Here is a 16,800-nt window from a genome sequence, read left to right on the forward strand (position 1 = left end):
CTTCCTTGTAGAACTTCGGGTACGGCGGCCCGAACATGAACTTGGCAAACCCCTCGCGCAGATCGATGAACCACGTCCCCGTCACATCGAACGGCGCCTTGGGCCGCGGCTTGGCAATGTTCGCCGGGGCGAGCACGCCGAGCTGACCAGGATGCTTCGGGATCATCTTGTCAAATTGCGCGGGCGGGATCGGCGTCGCCGGGCGGTTGACCGCGGGCTGCGCCGGGAGGTCCCCTTCCGCGGGGTATGCGTCCTGGGCGGCCGCGGGAGCCGCGAGCAAGACGCCTAAGCCTATGAGAATCGAGCGCACCAACCTCTCCTCGGACCTATTTGATACTGTCAATTTGGCTCAATGGCGAGACTTTTCTTACAGGCCGAGCTCGAGCAGCCAGCCCTCGATCACCGCCGCCACCTCGTCGCTGTTGGATTCCAGCTGCAGCGCATGGCCGTTGCCGTGGACGCCCTTGCCCTCCAGCCGCAAGTGCTCGACCCGGCAGCCGGCCTGGGCAAGGAAATCGACCATCGCGTGGTTGTCGGCGGCCATCCAGCTGGCTTCGGCGGTGACGACGACGATCGGCACTTGCGCGAGATTGGGCAGACGCCGCGCCGGCTCCCTCTGCACCTTGCCGGCGACCAGCCCTTCGCCGGGTGATGGCCGCTCCTCCCATTCGAGCGTGTCGCCTTCGCCGAGCGGTGGGTCGTAAGTGAGCGGGGCGTTGGCGATTCCGTAAGGCAAGGGCCCGCTGAGCGCGGTGAACGGCGGGCCGAGCGGCTCGGCGGCGACCAGCGCCTTGACCAGCTCCGGTCGCGCGTCGGCGATCAGCCAGCCGGGCGGGCCGCCCGCGGAATGGGTCAGGACCACCGCCGGGCCGATCAGGTCGAGCAGCTCGGCGCCGGCGCGCTGGGCATCCTTCTGGCTTTGTACCGGGTCGGCAAGCGTCGGGCCGGTGCCGGCGAGGAAGTGGCGGAACGCCGGATCGTCCACCGTCCCGTCGCCCGGCCATTTGTCGTGCAGCGGGGCCTGCGGGTAGTTGTCGGCGAAGTCTTCGGGTCGGGTGAACATCTTCTCGAGGAACACAGTCGGCGGCACCCCGCCCATCTCGCCTTGCACCGCCGGATTGAAAGGCGAGCGGCCGTGCTGCGGGCGGTCGACCACGTAGACCGCCCAGCCGCGACGGACGAACCAGTGGACCCAGCCTTCGCGGCCGTCCGCCGTGCCGAGGAAATCGGTCCCCTGCCCGCCGCCGCCGTGGACCAGCACGAGCGGCCATTCGTGGCTGAGTTCGCGCGGGATCCAGTATTCGACGTATTGCTGCCCGCGCATCACCGGGCCGGCGCTCGGATGCTCGACAATCTCGCCGCCGGTCCACAAGAACCCCTGCGCGGCGAGCTCCAGCGGCCGCCCGGCGCCGGCGGCGTGGAGATCGGCGGGGCGGTAGCTGCGGGCCATCAGTGGATCTGCCCGCGGCGCGCGGCGATATGCGGAACGACCCGCGGGGTCGGATCGGCGTCCTTCCAGCGCGAGTTCGGCCGCAGAACGTCGCCGATGACCTTGTAAGCGAAGAGCATCAGCATCGCGCCCGAGTCCGGGTCCTCCGACAGCGCCTTGATGGCGGCGAGGTCCTTCTGCCGCTGCGCCGGATCGCGTTCCTGCAGCATGCGCTTGTTCTCGGTCGCCGCCGGGCTGACCACGTCCCAGAAGATCTTGCGCCGTTCGTCGGAGAAGCGGTCGAGGATGGACTCGTCTTCCTCGCCGCGCAGCACCGCGCCGAGCACGTCGGCGAGCACCATCCCGGTCCATACGCCCGAGGTCAGTCCGAGCCCGCCGCACGGATTGGTCGCGTGCGCGGCATCACCCGCAAGCAGCACGTGGCCCTTGTGCAGCGTCTCCGCCGCGCGCTGGTGCAGCATGTACGGGCTCGACGAGACGATCTGGTAGTCCTTGCTGCCGCGCATGAACCATTCGTAGCGCTGGTGGATGCGGTCCTCGTAAGCCTCCAGCGGGAGCGAGGAGTCCTCCATGTAAGTGCAGCGCCACAGGCCCTCGCGGTCGAGCTGGGCGATCACCGCCATGTTGACCGGGTCGCAGACGAAGTTCGCCTGCTGGTAGCCGAGCCGGGTGAAGTCGAACTTCACGTTGGTGGCGACGAAGCGCTCGGGCCAGGTGTGGCCCTCGAAAGCGATGCCGGCGAGCTTGCGCACCGTGCTGCGCGCGCCGTCGGCACCGATCAGCCACGTGGCGCGGAACTGCTGCTCGCCTTCCTCGCCGCGGGTGGTGATGGTCACGCCGCCGGGGCCATCCTCCAGCGCGACGACCTCGTGGTTGAACAGCACCTCGACCCCGAGCCTTATCGCATGCTCCATCGCCACCCGGGCGACGTCGTGCTGGCCGGCGTGGAGCTGGTAGTCGTAGGGGATGCCCTCGATCGGCTCCGTGGTGACGACCGAAGAGTAGTTGAACTCGGGCACGTGGGTGCCGAAGGTGCGGTTCTGGAAGCCGATCTCGTTGAGCTCGTCGAGCAGGCCGAGCTCCTCGAGGATGATCAGCGTCGAGGGGAAATAGACCGCGGCGCGCGGGGAATTGACGATCGCCGGCTCCTGCTCGAGCACCGTCACTTTCGCCCCGGTCTGGGCCAGCGCGAGCGCAGTGAGCATTCCCACCGGCCCGGCGCCGACCACGATCACATCCTTCATTTCGGCCCTCTCCTTATGCGGGCCGTCCTATCGGCTCTTTTGGGTCTCGCAAAGTGGTCAGCGCAGCGAGAGCGCCATGCGCAAGTGCTCGCTCAGGCGCGGCAGCGCGTCCTCGGCGAGCTGGCGGGTGAGCGGATCGCCGGTTCGCCGCTGCTCGGCGTACTTGATGAAGGCCTTGCGATGCTGCTTGATCATCGCGGTGAGGAAGGCCTCGTCGAACTCGGGCCCCGAGAGCCGCAGCAGCCGGCGGCGCAAGTGCTGGGCCTCGGCGGTCATCCCGCGCGGGATGCCGATCCGCGAGGCGCGCGCGGCGGCGATCGCCTGCACCCGCGCGGCCGAGTGATCGCGGACCAGCGTGGCCGCGAAGTCGCGCACCGCCGGCGAGACGGCGCGCTGGCTCGCCAGCGTGGCGTTCGCGATCTCGCCGTTGTCGCTCTTGATCGCGTCCATCACGAAGAACGAGGTCCGCTCGGCCAGCGCGGGGGAGGCCGCCGAGAGTGCGGCGGCGAGCGCCAGCGCGGCGGGCACGAGCTTGGGCATGGCGCGACTCCTGAAGGGGAACGGCCATCCAACCCTTTCGCCGCGGCCGCGTTCCGCCGCGGAACTTGCGCCATGTTAAAAGATTCCGCGAACCGAGGGAACCGAGCGGACAGCCCCGCGGTTACCGATTGACCGCGCGGCGACCCCTACCCCCTCCCCCGTCGCCGCGCGGCGACAATCGAAAGACGTCGGACGCGCGGAATTTCGTCACCGCGGCCCGGGGTGCCAAGCGAGCTCGGGGCCGCTCGCGCAACGAGTCGAGTGCCAGGGTGGTGACAAGGAAGCGTAAGGGCGATGCGGACGCCGCTCGCGAAGCGGTCTGCGAACTTCAGGAAAGCCTCGACAGCGCCAGGCGGCTGATCGGGCGAACCCGCTTCCTGCTCGCCGGCGACGCGCTGATCGCCGAGGAAGCGCTGATCACCGCCGCAGAGGCTCAGGCGACCTCGCCGGCCACTTCCGAAACGGTCCAGAACCCCTCCGGCGAATAGCTCAGGCTGGCGAGCGGCACGCCGTCTTCGAGCAAGGTGGCCGGGCGCCCGTCCTTGACGATGCGCTGCGCGGTGACGAACGCGCCTGCGCGGTCCGACGCCTCGAGCTCGACGCTGACCGCGCCGTTCCCGAACGCCAGCGCGTAGCGCCCGGCCAGTCGGCGATCCACCCGACCCATGCTCATGTCCCACTCCATCTTCGTCCCGGGTCGCCTCGGCAGGGCGACCGGTTCGAAGAGTCCTTTATACTCGCAACATGTCGCCCCCGTGAATCATCTCGGTGATCGGTTCCACGCCTCGGCCCGGATTCCGAACGGCTTGCCGCACCACCGCCGGGTGACACTTTTCGGACCCTGTCACCCATGTGTCGCCCGGCAAACCCGCGGAAGTCCTGGGTTTTTGCCCCGGGCGACGGGTGACACTTCTCCAACCCGAAACGCCGCCGAGCGCGCCATGCGCCGATCGGCAAGCGAGCGGCGCGAACGGCGATTCGCCAGCCTGGCCCGGGCCCGTCGACGAGAGTCGCGCGGGACTGTTCCAGACTCGCGGCGTGTAGGAAACGGTTCTTCCGCGCGCCGCGCATTTTGATGGAAAATCCGCCGCGCGGCGCGCCTCCGCATCGGCCCGATCCTGAGGGCAGGACGGCGAACGGCCGCTTGCCGCACCCGGGCGCGATGCGCCAGGGTGGCGCCATGCCCCGCCCCAGGTCCAACGTGATTCCCTTCCGCCCGCGTCCCCGGCGATGGACCAGGCCGGAGGACTACGGCGGCGGCGGGGGCCCGCCGCGCCCGCCCAAAGGCCCCAAGCGCGACTGGACCAGGCTCGCCGCCTGGGCGCTGATCGCGGCGTTGGTGGCGGGGACGGCGGCCTACAGCCTGTGGGGGTGAGCCGGGCGCGCCTCAGCGCTCGGCAAAGGCCTGCTTCGAAGCCGCCATGGCATCGAGCGCGGCGGAGCTGCGCAGCACGACCTGCCAGCCGTGCGGCCCGCCCTCGCGCCACAGGTCGCTGATCCAGTAGCGGCCGGAAAGGTCGTGCTCGCCCCTCTGCGCCACCTGCGTCCACACCGCGTCCATTGCCGCGACGCGCGGCGGGCCGGCGGAAATCTCCCGCACCAGCGGATCGGCGAAAGTGCACGATTGCGCGACGTAGCCGCCGATCGCCACCTCGAGCCAGGTCGCCCGCTCCATCGCCTGCCCGGCGAAGGCCGCGCCGACGAGCGCGTAGTCCGGCGCCATGAACGGCTCGAGCGCCGCGCGGTCCTGCGCGATCCACGCGTCCATCCATTGCTGCGCGAGGGCGGGGATCCGGGTGAGGTCGGCCATCGGCGGAGGGTGGACCGTGGCGGGGCGAAGTCAAGCGGGAGCGCGCGCCCCGGTTCAGGCGCCGCCGCGCCCGTCCGCCGCTACTTCGCGGCCGGAGAGGCCTTCGCCGCCGGCTTGGGGGTCGCCGGCACGTCGGTCATCGTGACGGTCGGCACCGTGACCTTGACGCCGGGTGCGTTGGGGTCGGTGACGATGAACGTGCCGCCGCTCTCGTCCTTGACGTCGACCTTGTCGACCATGCGGGTGTTCGGCGGCGGCGCCGGGGCGGCGAAGAAGCCCGTCGCCCACAAGACCGCCGCGGCGGTGGCCAGCACCACGACGATCACCACGAACAGGGTGCGCGGGTTGTAGGTTCCCCTCGGTTGATCGGCCATCTCGTCTCTCCCATCGGTGCCCGCACCGGCGGGCGTTGAGAAGGCCGATCTCGCCCCAAGAGGGGCGCCGGCGCCATGCGGGAATGTACGAAGGGCGGCGGGACTATTGGCGGTGACCGATCCGGCGGGTTAGAATGCCCCTGCCGCGGCGCGACGCGGGGGGAAAGCACGGAGGGGGGAGCCATGGCCGATGCCGACACGGGCGCGGAGCTCGATGCCCTGATCGCCGATTGCCGGGAAAAGGCCAAGCGCTCGCACGCGATGGGCCGGCGCTATTACTTCTGGGGCTATGCGATCATGCTCGCCTCGCTGGTCGGCAGCATCGGCGCGGGCGTGCTCGCGCTCGCCAGCGGGGTCGACCGCGCGGTGGTCGGGGTCGTCGCGCTGATCCCGGCATTCGCGGCGACCGTGGCCGGGCAATTGCGGCTGGTCGAGAAGTCGAACTGGTTCTACCGCCGCCGGCGCGAGCTGGAGGCGCTCACCCGCCGCGTGACGACCGCCCGCCTGCGCGCGGCGGACCTCGCCACGCTGGAGGCGTGCTACGGCGAGCTCTCCGCCATCGACAAGGCCATGGGCGACCAGTGGGAGGAGAAGCTGGCCTTCGACTTCACCGCGCAGGCGAAGGCGGAGCAAGCGTAAGGGGGGCTGGGCGCTCGCCCTTTAATCGTCTGGTGACCGGCCCGCGCGCACTATGCGCGGCATGGCCCGTCACCGCGGCAATGTCGTTCCCTTTCGCAGGCCGTTCAGGGCGGTGCCGCTGCGCGCGGTCGTCAACCGTCCGCGCCGACCGCGCGGGAAGTTCGGGATTACGGCGATCATGGTCGCGCTGCCGCTGGCGACGTTCACGGCGGTGTTCCTGTTCGGCATTCCCGGCGCAGGCGGGGTCACGCTGCCGGCCCCGCACCGCGCCGCCGCTCACGACAGCGAGACCGCCTATTTCGACCGCTGCAACGGACCGGTGCGAGTGAACTGCGTCGTCGACGGCGACACCTTCTGGTACGGCGGCGAGAAGATCCGCATCGCCGACATCAACGCCCCCGAGGTGAGCGAGCCCGACTGCGCCAGCGAGGCCGCGCTCGGCGCGCGGGCGACCGACCGCCTGCTCGCGCTGCTCAACCAGGGGCCCTTCACGCTCGCGGCCAACAACGACGGCAGCGGGCGCGCCTACGACAAGTATGGCCGCTCGTTGCGCGTCGTCACCCGCGCCGGCGCGAGCCTGGGCGAGACGCTGGTGGACGAAGGGCTGGCGGAGGAGTGGAAGGGGTATCGCGGGAGTTGGTGTTAGCGGCCGTGATAGGGCTCGCAGGCGATGCCGTCACCGTCACCATCGAGCTCGAAGCGATATCCGGGTTCTCCCTCCTCGATGGGCGCTGCGCCAGCCCGCCATGCGGCAGCGCAGTTGGGGTAATAGCTGCTCCGGGTTGCTGGCGACGCGACCGCGACATAGTCCTTCGACCACGGGTTGTCGGCGGACATATGCCGCTCCGGTGCGCCGGCCATCGCCAGGGCCGCCGCATCGCCGAGCAGCCCGAACCGGGCGAGCACCAACGCGCCAACCAGCAGGCCCGCACCGAATTTTAGCACGCGCAACATGCCCGCGATTGTCGCAGGTGAAGGTTAGGATGGAGTGAAGAGGTCTGATGCCAATTCGCCGTACGGATGAATTGGGCAGGATGTCCCGGAGTTCCGGCGCTGCTGCCTCGCCTCCGGCCGGTTTGACCTTTGGCCAGCGTTGCTTCCGACGGCGCGGAGCGGCGGGATTATAGGCGGTGAAAGAAGACTAGAACTTGCGTTGGAAGCGCACTCGCCGTGAGTCCTTCACGAGAAAGGTCTCATATGCTGTGTCGCGCATGGCGGAACGCACAGGACCGGTGCCGTCTACGACATTGGCCCAGTATTGGGGTTGAAGTGCGCTGGCGGGCAGCTTCGCCCCAATCAGGGCCTCGATCTTGTGGAACGACAGCTCGAACTCTCTCAGGGTTTGCTGACGGCAATAGTTGGCAAGGGGATCGAACTTGGCCATCTCGGCTCCACTCAATCCTGTGGGGTCGGCGCGCCAGCATCGCGGAGTGCGCGGGCAAGCTTCTTGTAGAGGTTTGGATGGTATCTTCGCGGACAAGTCGTCCGTCGATGAGGAAATATATGGCGTCTAGCCCACCGTCGCCGCCAGCGCCAACTAACCCCGACCCAAGCTCATCGTATGTGAGAGCCTCCTGCTTTAGGATGTTCTCAGCAGTAAAGAGCTCGAAATAGTTCGCGTCGTCGTAATCCGACGCCTGTTCGCTCTTTCGCTGCTCGATGATAGCATCAAGAAGAACGCGATTGTTGTCCGTGCCCGTCACTCCGCCGCCTGCGTCTCTCCCGCGCCGGCGTCATCTCCAAACAGCCCCGGCCCGTCCGCCTCGCCGACCTCGTTCGCGGCGCTGTCCTTGGCCTTGCGGCGCTGGTCGAAGCTCGACCAGACGTCCTGCCAGTTCCCGCGGGTCGCGGCCTTCGAGTATTCGGTGGCGCGGGTTTCGAAGAAGTTGGCGTGCTCGACGCCGTTGAGCAGCGGGGCAAGCCAGGGGAGCGGGTGGTCGTCGACCATGTAGATGCTCGGCAGGCCGAGCTGGCCCAGCCGCCAGTCGGCGATGTAGCGGATATACTTCTTGATCTCCTTGGCGCTCATCCCCGGGACCGGGCCCTGCTCGAAGGCGAGGTCGATGAAGGCATCCTCCAGCCGCACCGTCTTCTGGCACATGTCGATGATGTCTTCCTTGACCGCCTTGGTCAGGCAGCCGCGTTCCTTGCAGAAGGCGTGGAACAGCTTGGTGATGCCTTCGCAGTGCAGGCTTTCGTCGCGCACGCTCCAGCTGATGATCTGGCCCATGCCCTTCATCTTGTTGAAGCGCGGGAAGTTCATCAGCATGGCGAAGCTGGCGAACAGCTGCAGCCCTTCGGTGAAGCCGCCGAACATCGCCAGGGTGCGGGCGATATCCTCGTCGCTGTCGACGCCGAACTGCTCGAGGTAATCGTGCTTGGCCTTCATCTCCTCGTATTCGAGGAACATGCCGTATTCGCTTTCGGGCATGCCGATGGTGTCGAGCAGGTGGCTGTAGGCGGCGATGTGCACCGTCTCCATGTTGGAGAAGGCGGCGAGCATCATCTTGATCTCGGTCGGCTTGAACACCCGGCCGTACTGCTCGTGGTAGCAGTTCTGCACGTCGATGTCGGCCTGGGTGAAGAAGCGGAAGATCTGGGTGAGCAGGTTGCGCTCGTGGTCCGAAAGCTTCTGCGCCCAGTCGCGGCAATCCTCGCCCAGCGGCACTTCCTCGGGCATCCAGTGGATCTGCTGCTGGCGCTTCCAGAACTCGTAGGCCCACGGGTATTCGAAGGGCTTGTAGGTCTTGCGGGCTTCGAGCAGCGGCATCTGGTGTCTCCGGTCAGCGACAGCCCCTAGATATAGTGCCTAAGGGGCCGAATTCCTAGCAAATTGCGGGCGCCGGCGAGGCTTATTGTGGGGCGTTCGACCGGGCTTGGCTAGCCGAATCGCGCACCCCCAAAGCGCGGCGTCCGAACCTCGCACGCTATGCCCGCGAGGCCCCCGCGCGAAGGGGGGTGAGGGTTCGCGGTTGGGGAAAACCGCCGCCGCGGCGGGCGGCTCGTCGCAAGCGGCGGAACGGCGGCGCGCGGCGGCGGTTGATTCGGCGAAGGAGAACGCAGTGATGCCGCAGGAGATCCCCGAGGAGGCCACCGAAGACCGCGAGGCGCAGGATCACGAGCAGGCCGATATCGAGACCGGCGCCGCCCCGCAGCCCGGGCGCTATCCCGCCGACGACATCGAGAACCGCGAGGGCGACGTGACCCCCGACGCGCCCGACCCGCAGGTCGACTGGAACGAACGCGTCCAGCCCGAGCGGGCGGACGAGGAACCTCAGGAAGACATCGAGAAAGGAGCCTGATCATGGGCGAATACGAACCCGACGATTCGCGCGACGTCACCCTGAGCGATCACCAGGCCCCCGGCGAACCGCCGCGCACCGGCCCGCGCGAGGACGAGGCGCGGGCGATGGCTAGGCCGAAGGAAAAGCAGGGCGGCGCCGATCCCGAACCGCAGGACAAGCCGACCGCGCGCGACGCGCTCGGCAACAAGGCCCCGGGGTTTGCCAGCGATGAAGTGGAAGCCGACGAGGACTCGGTCCCCCTCGGCAAGTAGCGCTCAGCTGTTGCGCTTGTCGACCCAGGCGCGGTAGCGGCGCGACACGTCGAGCAGCAGCAGGATCGGCGTCGACCACAGCCAGGTGAACAGCGCGGTCTCGACGAAATGGCGGCTTTCGGGCAGCCGCGTCGAGCAGGCGAAGATGTCGACGATCGTGTGCGGGGTGCAGCTCGAGGGCCAGTAGGCGTTGCGCAGGAAATAAACCCCGAGCAGGAGCCAGCCGAGCTGCGTGGTGTACAGCGCGAAGTAGCGCGACAGGCCGTGATCGGCCACGCCGTGGTACTTGTTGCCTCGGATGATCGTACCCATGCGGGCTGGTCTATCCGGCAAATGGTTAAGAATTGCCCACCGCGACCCGCGGTTTGCGACGAGCCGTTTTGCGAAAAGCCGTTACGCTTGCGAGACTTGCGCCGCGCCGCGGCTTAGCGGGAGGCGATCTGGCTGCCGCAATGGGTGAGCTCGCGATAGGCCGCGCTGCTGCCGGAGAGGTCGTATCGCCCGACCGTCCGACCGCCGACGCGCACCACGACGTGACCCGCGCTGCCCACCGTCTTGGCCAGTTCGGCGGAGTGCTCGGCGCCCCAGTTGGCGATCACCGCGTCGCTGTCCGCGCCGGCGACGACCGCCGCGTGCTGGTCCTCCCAATCGGTGAGCGGGGCGTCGCCGTCGAAGGTGAGCGCGAGCGCGGCCGCCGGCCGCTCACCCACCCCGCTCGGGCGCGGCAGCGTGGCCATGAAGCCGAGCTCGCCGGTCTTCGGCGACCAGATCAGCCCGATCGACACGTCGTCCTCGAAAGTCGAGATCATCGTGCAGGTCTGCTGGTTCGGAACCACGTCCCAGCTGTTGACCGTGCGCGCGCCGGCCGGAACGGCCATCGCCAGCGTCGCCGCCGCCAGCGCGAAAGAGGTAGTGGTGGGGATCATGCTTGCCATGTGAACCTCCCGGTATGCCCAAACTTCAGGATCTGCCGTGCCGCTTCGAGCCGAACCACGACCCGCCGCCGAGCACCGTTATACCCACGAAATAACCGAAATCGTACCACCCGCCGTTGTTGGGCACCGCGTAGACGGCGATCTTGGGATCGAACAGCGAGCCGATCCATGCCCACGGAAACACGAAGCCGTGCCACAGCCCGAGCAGGAAGCCGGGCGTCTCGGGCGCATGGCTGACCGCGTCGGGTGCCTGCCGCGCGCAGGCGGCAAGCAACAACATCGCCAGAACGACAACGGTGCGCGACAGCCCACGATTCATGCGGCTCTCCTCTCCTCATGTCGTATATCTACTATGCGACATGCACCCATTCGCCGGCTTATGCGTTGCCCAGGCGAACCCTTGAACAGGAGACTACCGATGACTGACGCAAACGCAATCAAAGAGCACATGGAAGTGATCGGCGCCGACGGCGTGCACGTGGGCACGGTCGACCATGTCGACGGCGAGCGGATCAAGCTGACGAAGGCCGACTCGGCCGCGCAGATCGAAGGCGCCGAGGGCCAGCACGCCCAGCACCACCACTACATCTCCCTCGGCCTCGTCGCCGACATCGAAGGCAACCAGGTGCGACTCAGCGCTACCGGCGCCAACGCGGTGATGTTCGAGGAAGAAGAAGCGGGCTGAGCATTCTCGCCTGCCTCACTGGCAGGCGAGACACTCCTCGTAGTCGGTCTGGTCGCCGGCGCTGAGCTCGATCTTCGGCAAGTCGGAGGTGTTGTCGGCCTCGACCCCGCCGGCGAAACCGGCGCGCTGCACGCTCTTGCTGCGCAAGTAGTAGAGCGACTTGATGCCCTTCTCCCATGCCTGGAAGTGGAGCATCGCCAGGTCCCACTTGTCGACGTCGGCGGGGATGAACAGGTTGAGGCTCTGCGCCTGGTCGATGTACGGCGTGCGGTCGCCGGCGAATTCGAGCAGCCAGCGCTGGTCGATCTCGAAGCTCGTCTTGTAGACCGCCTTTTCCTCCGGGCTGAGGAAGTCGAGGTGCTGGACCGAACCGGCCTTCTCGAGGATCGAGTTCCACACCGCGGTCGAATCCTTGCTCTTCGAAGCGAGCAGCTTCTCGAGGTACGGGTTCTTGACCACGAAGCTGCCCGACAGCGTCTTGTGGGTATAGATGTTCGCCGGGATCGGCTCGATGCACGCGCTGGTGCCGCCGCAGATGATGCTGATCGAGGCGGTCGGGGCGATCGCCATCTTGCAGCTGAAGCGCTCCATCACGCCTTGCTCTTCGGCATCGGGGCACGCGCCGCGCTCTTGCGCCAGCACCATCGAGGCTTCGTTGGCCGCAGCGGCGATGTGCTTGAACATCTTCAGGTTCCAGACCTTGGCCATCGGGCTTTCGAAGCCGATGTTCTTGGCCTGAAGGAACGAGTGGAAGCCCATCACGCCCATGCCGACGCTGCGCTCGCGGCTGGCGGAGTACTTGGCGCGGGCCATCTCGTCGGGCGCGCGGTCGATGTAGTCCTGCAGCACGTTGTCGAGGAAGCGCATGACGTCCTCGATGAAGGTCTTGTCGCCGTTCCACTCGTCCCACGTCTCGAGGTTGAGCGATGACAGGCAGCAGACCGCGGTGCGATCGTTGCCGAGGTGGTCGCGGCCCGTCGGCAGGGTAATTTCCGAGCACAGGTTCGAGGTCGAGACCTTGAGCCCGAGGTCGCGGTGATGCTTGGGCATCATCCGGTTCACGGTGTCGGAGAAGACGATGTACGGCTCGCCGGTGGCGAGGCGGGTTTCGACCAGCTTCTGGAACAGGCTGCGCGCGTCGACCGTGGCGCGGACCGAGCCGTCCTTCGGGCTCAGCAGGTTCCATTCGGCGCCGGCGCGGACCGCTTCCATGAACGCGTCGGACACGAGCACGCCGTGGTGCAGGTTGAGCGCCTTGCGGTTGAAGTCTCCGCTGGGCTTGCGGATCTCGAGGAACTCCTCGATCTCCGGGTGGCTGATGTCGAGGTAGCAGGCGGCCGAGCCGCGCCGCAGCGAGCCCTGGCTGATCGCCAGCGTGAGCGAATCCATCACCCGCACGAACGGAATGATGCCGCTGGTCTTGCCGTTGAGGCCGACCGGCTCGCCGATGCCGCGCACGTTGCCCCAGTATGTGCCGATGCCGCCGCCGCGGCTGGCGAGCCAGACGTTCTCGTTCCAGGTGCCGACGATGCCTTCGAGGCTGTCGTCGACCGAGTTGAGGTAGCAGCTGATCGGCAGGCCGCGGCCGGTGCCGCCGTTCGACAGCACCGGGGTCGCCGGCATGAACCACAGGCGGCTGATGTAATCGTAGAGCCGCTGGGCGTGATCCTGGTCGTCGGCGTAGGCATCGGCGACGCGGGCGAACAGGTCCTGGTAGCTTTCGCCCGGCAGCAGGTAGCGGTCGGTCAGCGTGTCCTTGCCGAAATCGGTCAGCAACGCATCGCGCGATGGATCGGTCTCGATCTTGAAACGGCGCGCGTGGACCGATTTCGAATCGCTTTCCGGCTGGGCGGCCTTCAGGGCCGTGGCCATCGCTTCGGCGGCGGCCTGTTCGACCACCAGCCCGTCGGTGCCGTCTTTCCTGTCCATCGTCATTGCCGCCTGTTCGGTCTGCTTCGCCTTCGCGGAGGGCTTGGCCTTGGTGGCGCCGTCTGCGGTCGCCGTGTCTGAGAAGTCGAGGCCCATTGCCGCTTCGTCTCCGCTGCGAAATTCCATGATCGCCCTATCCCCCGATGTCTTCCTGGCGGCCTTCGCGAAAACGCGATGTTCCGCTTGTGTTCGAATCGCAGGATGAACGTGCACCCTAGCAATTCGCATGCCCGAGAAGGGAAAAACTTTTCCCCTCGTTGTCCCCAGCCGATGGTCCACAGGGCTTGTCCGCGACCCGGATTTCACTCTCGCGCGCATCCTTAAGCTCGCTTGAGATATCTAGGTCTTGTGGGTGTTCCCTGCAACTCGACCTAGCCATAGTGATTCAACCGGGATTCGGACGCAAGAGGGTTAAGTGCCGCTTAACGCCAATCGGGGCCGTCCAAGCCGGGTGCCCTAGCCCCCCAATACACCGCGACGCGTGGAGCAAACTCGGCTCGTGCGCAGCGCAAGAGTCAAAATGAGTTGTCCAAAATATTTTTTGTCCCCCGCCGGGTTTGAATCAATCGAATCCGGCGGTGGAATCATCCGTCGCAAATGGCGCGCCACCGGTAACGAATGGGTGTCCGGTAACGAATCAGGCCTCGGCCCAGCGCCTGACCAGGTTGTGATAGAGCGCGGTCAGCCGCAGCACTTCCCGGTCGGCCTTGCCGCGCTCGGCGGTCAGCGCCTGGACGCTCTGGTCGAGATCGTAGAGCATCTCGCGCGCGGCGTGGTCGGCGACCAGCGATTGCAGCCAGAAGAAGCAGCTGACGCGCTCGCCGCGCGTGATCGGGGTCACCCGGTGCAAACTGGTCGAAGGGTACAGCAGCATGTGCCCGGCGGGGAGCTTGTAGCTGAGCGTGCCGAAGCTGCCTTCGATCTCGAGCTCGCCGCCATCGTAGTCGACCGGGTCGGTAAGGAACAGCGTCGCCGAGAGGTCGGTGCGGATGCGCGCGCCGGTGGGCCCATGAAAGCGGATCGCGTTGTCGACGTGGAGGCCGAATTCCTCGCCCTCGCCGTAGCGGTTGAACAGCGGCGGGAACACCGAGTGCGGCAGCGCCGCCGAGAGGAAGGCGGCGTTGCCGGTCAGCGCGGCGGTGACCTCGGCCTGCGCGGCCTGGGTCGCCGCGCCCTGCTCGGGCAACTGACGGTTGCGCTTGACGCTGGCCGCGCCGGCCCCGCTGGTCGCGTTGCCGTCGACCCATTCGGCGGCGAGGATGCTTTCGCGCAAGCTCTGCGCGGCCTGGGGCGACAGCACCTCGGGAATGGTCAGCAGCATCGAAGCTCCTACAACGTCACCGCCACGCTCACGGTCGCCTGGCGGCCCGGCGCGACATAGCTGAACGGCGTGCCCGAGCGATAGATCGCGTCGTAGTAGCGCTTGTCGGTCAGGTTGGTCAGGTTGGCGCGCAGCTCGACGCGGTCGCTCACATGGTAGCGGCCGACGAGGTCGAATTTCCAGTAGCCGGGCAGGCTGTTGCCGTTGGCGTCGAGCGTGCCGCCGAAGATCCGGCTGCGGTACTGCGCCTGCGCGCCGAGCATCAGCTTTTCGGTCACCGCGTAATTGGCGAGCAGCGCGAAGCTGTGCTTCGGCACGTTGGCGAAGCGGCTGCCGATCTTCGTGGGATCGGCGCTGGCGACGATCTTGGCGTCGAGGAAGGTGTAGCCGCCGAACAGCGCGAGGCGGCTGGTCAGGTTGCCGCTGACGCCAAGCTCGAAACCCTGGCTGCGCAGCTTGCCGACGTCGACGTAGACCCCGCCGCCCTGGTTCTCGCGGGCGTCGCTCTTGTCGATGCGGAAGGCCGCCGCGGTCAGCAGAAGGTGGCCGCCGGCCGCCTCCCACTTGGCGCCGAGCTCGTAAGCCTTGTTGTGCTCCGGCTTGAGGTTCTCGGCGCCGATCACGCCGCCGTATTCGGGGCTGGTCGAATCAAGCTGCTCGCCGCTGGGGTTCGCGCTGGTGGCGAAGCTGGCGTAGAGACTCACCGCCTCGGCCGGCTTGTAGAGCAGGCTGGCCTGGTAATTGAGGAAGTCGACATCGGACTTCACGTCGTACGGCGTGCCGCGCGAAACGCCTTGGGCGCGAATGTCGAAAGTGTCGTAGCGCAACCCGAGCAGCAGCTGCCACTTCTCGCCGGACTTGAGCGTGTCGAGCGCGAACAGCGACCAGCTGTCGACGGTGGTCGTCGCCGGTGGCGTGTTCGGGTCGATCGCAACCGGAATCGTGTAGCCGAGCACCGGGTCGGGATCGAACAAGTCGCGGGTGAAGCCGCTCGGGGTGCCGATCGGGTTGCCGTTCTGGTCCTCGACGAAAGCCGGGAAGGCGTAACGGCGATTGGTCACGTCCTCGCTGCTGAGCTCGCCGCCAAGGACGATCGCGTGGCCGACGCCGCCGGTGGCGAGATCGAGATTGAGCGTGGTGATGTTGCCGAGGTACTCGGTCGTCGCGTTGCGCTGCGGACTGCCGGTGTCGACCACCAGCTGGCCGGGGACGAACCCGGCGGCGAGGTCGGCCGGGTTGTTGGTCACCGTGCGCGGGGCGCGCGGGACGCTGACGACGTAGCGATTCGACACTTCGCCGTAGCGCGTCTGGCTGCGCAGCTTGACCGCGTCGGACGGCGCCCACTCGAGCGCCACGGTGCCGATGTCGGCGGCGTTCTTGTTGAAGTCGCGGCCGACCGCGCCGTAGAAGTTGTCGGGATCGACCTTGTACGGCTCGTGCGTGGTCACGTCGAACGGGTGGCCGTAATCGCTCATCCCGTCGCTGCGGAAGTGGTAGTAGTCGGCATCGAGGCTGACCGTCGGCGAGAGCTTCCAGGCCAGCGCCGCCGAGCCGCCCCAGCGCTCGTTGTCGACGAAGTCGCGGCCCGGCGTGTCGCCGGTGTGGTAGAGCCCGTTGACGCGCAGCGCGGCGCCGCCGCCGAGGTCGTAGTTCGCATCGATGGTGCCGCGGACCATGTCCGACGTGCCGCCGGTCAGTTCGCCGACGACGAAATCGGTGCCGGTCTTGGCCTTCTTCGATTCGAGCCCGACCGAGCCGCCGGTGGTGCCGCGGCCCATGAATGCGCTCGACGGACCCTTGACGATCTCGACCTGCTCGACTGCGAAGATCTCGCGGCTGGAGACGCCGGGGTCGCGCTGCCCGTCGATGTAGACGTCGTTCCTCGCTTCGAACCCGCGGATGAAAATGCGATCGCCGAAAGCGTTGCCGCCCTCGCCGGTGCCGAGCGTCACGCCCGGGGTGGTGCGGGCGAGCTCGCGGAAACTGGTCGCGCCCTGGTCCTCGATCACTTCCTTGGGGATCACGGTGATCGACTTGGGCGTGTCGCGCAGCGCTTCCGTGAAGCGCCCGTCGGCCGACTTGTCGACCTTGTACGGCGCTTCCGCGTCGGCGTTGGGATTGCCGTCGGCGGCGTGCTCGCCGTTGACGACGATCTCCGGCCCCTCGGCGACGAGGTCCTCGGCCTGGGCGACGGCGGGGAGGAACGCGCATCCGAGAGCGGAGGCGAGCAGGGCGGTCCTGGCCGGCGCCGGACGCAAGCTGTAGGGGGTGGTTTTCCTCATGGCGGATGCGCTATTGCGAGCTATTCTCAGCAGGT

22 protein-coding genes and 1 pseudogene are annotated in these 16,800 nt (G+C 67.5%); 7 read left to right on the forward strand and 16 right to left on the reverse strand.

The window, feature by feature from the left end; genetic code table 11:
• From G7B69_RS08325 to G7B69_RS08340, 4 genes and pseudogenes are all read right to left on the reverse strand, one after another.
• Positions 1-310 (reverse strand): annotated as a pseudogene (locus G7B69_RS08325) (hypothetical protein); the annotation flags it as partial.
• A 57-nt stretch (positions 311-367) separates the two neighbouring features.
• Positions 368-1,450, reverse strand: coding sequence for an alpha/beta hydrolase (locus tag G7B69_RS08330; protein ID WP_166178126.1), 1,083 nt, complete (start codon positions 1,448-1,450; stop codon positions 368-370).
• Positions 1,450-2,694 carry an FAD-dependent oxidoreductase gene (locus tag G7B69_RS08335; RefSeq protein ID WP_166178128.1) on the reverse strand — a complete coding sequence of 415 codons (1,245 nt, stop codon included), beginning with the start codon at positions 2,692-2,694 and terminating at the stop codon, positions 1,450-1,452. Before G7B69_RS08335 ends, G7B69_RS08330 begins: the two co-directional genes overlap by 1 nt.
• A 57-nt stretch (positions 2,695-2,751) precedes the next feature.
• Positions 2,752-3,234: a DUF4142 domain-containing protein gene (locus G7B69_RS08340; protein ID WP_166178130.1), complete on the reverse strand. Its 483-nt coding sequence runs from the start codon at positions 3,232-3,234 to the stop codon at positions 2,752-2,754.
• Between the two features lie 272 nt (positions 3,235-3,506).
• Here G7B69_RS08340 and G7B69_RS08345 point away from each other — a divergent pair, with 272 nt between their 5' ends.
• Positions 3,507-3,722 (forward strand): hypothetical protein, encoded by a 216-nt coding sequence (locus G7B69_RS08345; RefSeq protein WP_166178132.1) that lies wholly within the window; start codon positions 3,507-3,509, stop codon positions 3,720-3,722.
• Here the strand turns inward: G7B69_RS08345 and G7B69_RS08350 are convergent.
• The gene (locus tag G7B69_RS08350; protein ID WP_166178134.1) at positions 3,668-3,907 is read right to left on the reverse strand and encodes a hypothetical protein; all 240 of its coding nucleotides are present in this window, start codon (positions 3,905-3,907) and stop codon (positions 3,668-3,670) included. The genes G7B69_RS08345 and G7B69_RS08350 overlap by 55 nt on opposite strands.
• 507 nt (positions 3,908-4,414) lie before the next feature.
• Here G7B69_RS08350 and G7B69_RS08355 point away from each other — a divergent pair.
• A complete protein-coding gene (locus tag G7B69_RS08355) occupies positions 4,415-4,609 on the forward strand; it encodes a hypothetical protein (protein ID WP_166178136.1) in 195 nt (64 codons plus the stop codon).
• 12 nt (positions 4,610-4,621) lie between these two features.
• Here G7B69_RS08355 and G7B69_RS08360 read toward each other — a convergent pair whose 3' ends face one another.
• Positions 4,622-5,044, reverse strand: a complete 423-nt coding sequence (locus G7B69_RS08360; protein WP_166178138.1) for a nuclear transport factor 2 family protein — start codon at positions 5,042-5,044, stop codon at positions 4,622-4,624.
• An 80-nt stretch (positions 5,045-5,124) separates the two neighbouring features.
• Positions 5,125-5,418: a hypothetical protein gene (locus G7B69_RS08365; protein ID WP_166178140.1), complete on the reverse strand. Its 294-nt coding sequence runs from the start codon at positions 5,416-5,418 to the stop codon at positions 5,125-5,127.
• A 183-nt stretch (positions 5,419-5,601) separates the two neighbouring features.
• On the opposite strand from G7B69_RS08365, the gene G7B69_RS08370 reads away from it, so the two are divergent.
• Positions 5,602-6,057: a hypothetical protein gene (locus G7B69_RS08370; protein WP_166178142.1), complete on the forward strand. Its 456-nt coding sequence runs from the start codon at positions 5,602-5,604 to the stop codon at positions 6,055-6,057.
• A 61-nt stretch (positions 6,058-6,118) separates the two neighbouring features.
• Positions 6,119-6,703 (forward strand): thermonuclease family protein, encoded by a 585-nt coding sequence (locus tag G7B69_RS08375; RefSeq protein ID WP_243415087.1) that lies wholly within the window; start codon positions 6,119-6,121, stop codon positions 6,701-6,703.
• Here the strand turns inward: G7B69_RS08375 and G7B69_RS08380 are convergent.
• From G7B69_RS08380 to G7B69_RS08390, 3 genes are all read right to left on the reverse strand, one after another.
• Positions 6,700-7,011 carry an excalibur calcium-binding domain-containing protein gene (locus G7B69_RS08380; RefSeq protein WP_166178144.1) on the reverse strand — a complete coding sequence of 104 codons (312 nt, stop codon included), beginning with the start codon at positions 7,009-7,011 and terminating at the stop codon, positions 6,700-6,702. The genes G7B69_RS08375 and G7B69_RS08380 overlap by 4 nt on opposite strands.
• A gap of 187 nt (positions 7,012-7,198) precedes the next feature.
• Positions 7,199-7,441: a DUF7662 domain-containing protein gene (locus G7B69_RS08385; protein ID WP_166178146.1), complete on the reverse strand. Its 243-nt coding sequence runs from the start codon at positions 7,439-7,441 to the stop codon at positions 7,199-7,201.
• Between the two features lie 315 nt (positions 7,442-7,756).
• Entirely contained in the window at positions 7,757-8,827 is a 1,071-nt protein-coding gene (locus tag G7B69_RS08390) for a ribonucleotide-diphosphate reductase subunit beta (RefSeq protein ID WP_166178149.1), read from the reverse strand.
• Positions 8,828-9,122: 295 nt separating this feature from the next.
• Between G7B69_RS08390 and G7B69_RS08395 the strand changes: the two genes are divergently transcribed.
• Both G7B69_RS08395 and G7B69_RS08400 read left to right on the forward strand, forming a co-directional pair.
• Positions 9,123-9,359 carry a hypothetical protein gene (locus tag G7B69_RS08395; protein WP_166178151.1) on the forward strand — a complete coding sequence of 79 codons (237 nt, stop codon included), beginning with the start codon at positions 9,123-9,125 and terminating at the stop codon, positions 9,357-9,359.
• Positions 9,360-9,361: 2 nt separating this feature from the next.
• A complete protein-coding gene (locus tag G7B69_RS08400) occupies positions 9,362-9,613 on the forward strand; it encodes a hypothetical protein (protein ID WP_166178153.1) in 252 nt (83 codons plus the stop codon).
• Positions 9,614-9,616: 3 nt separating this feature from the next.
• Here G7B69_RS08400 and G7B69_RS08405 read toward each other — a convergent pair whose 3' ends face one another.
• The 3 genes from G7B69_RS08405 to G7B69_RS08415 all read right to left on the reverse strand — a co-directional run bounded on the left by G7B69_RS08405 (position 9,617) and on the right by G7B69_RS08415 (position 10,867).
• Entirely contained in the window at positions 9,617-9,925 is a 309-nt protein-coding gene (locus G7B69_RS08405; RefSeq protein ID WP_166178155.1) for a hypothetical protein, read from the reverse strand.
• Positions 9,926-10,038: 113 nt separating this feature from the next.
• Entirely contained in the window at positions 10,039-10,548 is a 510-nt protein-coding gene (locus G7B69_RS08410) for a hypothetical protein (RefSeq protein WP_166178157.1), read from the reverse strand.
• A gap of 25 nt (positions 10,549-10,573) precedes the next feature.
• Positions 10,574-10,867 (reverse strand): hypothetical protein, encoded by a 294-nt coding sequence (locus G7B69_RS08415; protein WP_166178159.1) that lies wholly within the window; start codon positions 10,865-10,867, stop codon positions 10,574-10,576.
• A 99-nt stretch (positions 10,868-10,966) separates the two neighbouring features.
• Between G7B69_RS08415 and G7B69_RS08420 the strand changes: the two genes are divergently transcribed.
• Positions 10,967-11,233, forward strand: a complete 267-nt coding sequence (locus tag G7B69_RS08420; RefSeq protein WP_166178161.1) for a DUF2171 domain-containing protein — start codon at positions 10,967-10,969, stop codon at positions 11,231-11,233.
• Between the two features lie 15 nt (positions 11,234-11,248).
• On the opposite strand, the gene G7B69_RS08425 is transcribed toward G7B69_RS08420, so the two are convergent.
• The 3 genes from G7B69_RS08425 to G7B69_RS08435 form a co-directional block, all read right to left on the reverse strand.
• Positions 11,249-13,288, reverse strand: a complete 2,040-nt coding sequence (locus G7B69_RS08425) for a ribonucleoside-diphosphate reductase subunit alpha (RefSeq protein WP_166178163.1) — start codon at positions 13,286-13,288, stop codon at positions 11,249-11,251.
• A 511-nt stretch (positions 13,289-13,799) separates the two neighbouring features.
• On the reverse strand, positions 13,800-14,483 hold the full coding sequence (locus tag G7B69_RS08430) for a Fe2+-dependent dioxygenase (protein WP_166178165.1): 684 nt from the start codon (positions 14,481-14,483) through the stop codon (positions 13,800-13,802).
• 8 nt (positions 14,484-14,491) lie between these two features.
• Positions 14,492-16,765: a TonB-dependent receptor gene (locus G7B69_RS08435; protein WP_166178167.1), complete on the reverse strand. Its 2,274-nt coding sequence runs from the start codon at positions 16,763-16,765 to the stop codon at positions 14,492-14,494.
• Positions 16,766-16,800 lie beyond the last annotated feature (35 nt).

The organism is Croceibacterium segetis (genome assembly GCF_011320115.1).
In the GTDB taxonomy this organism is placed as follows: domain Bacteria; phylum Pseudomonadota; class Alphaproteobacteria; order Sphingomonadales; family Sphingomonadaceae; genus Croceibacterium_B; species Croceibacterium_B segetis.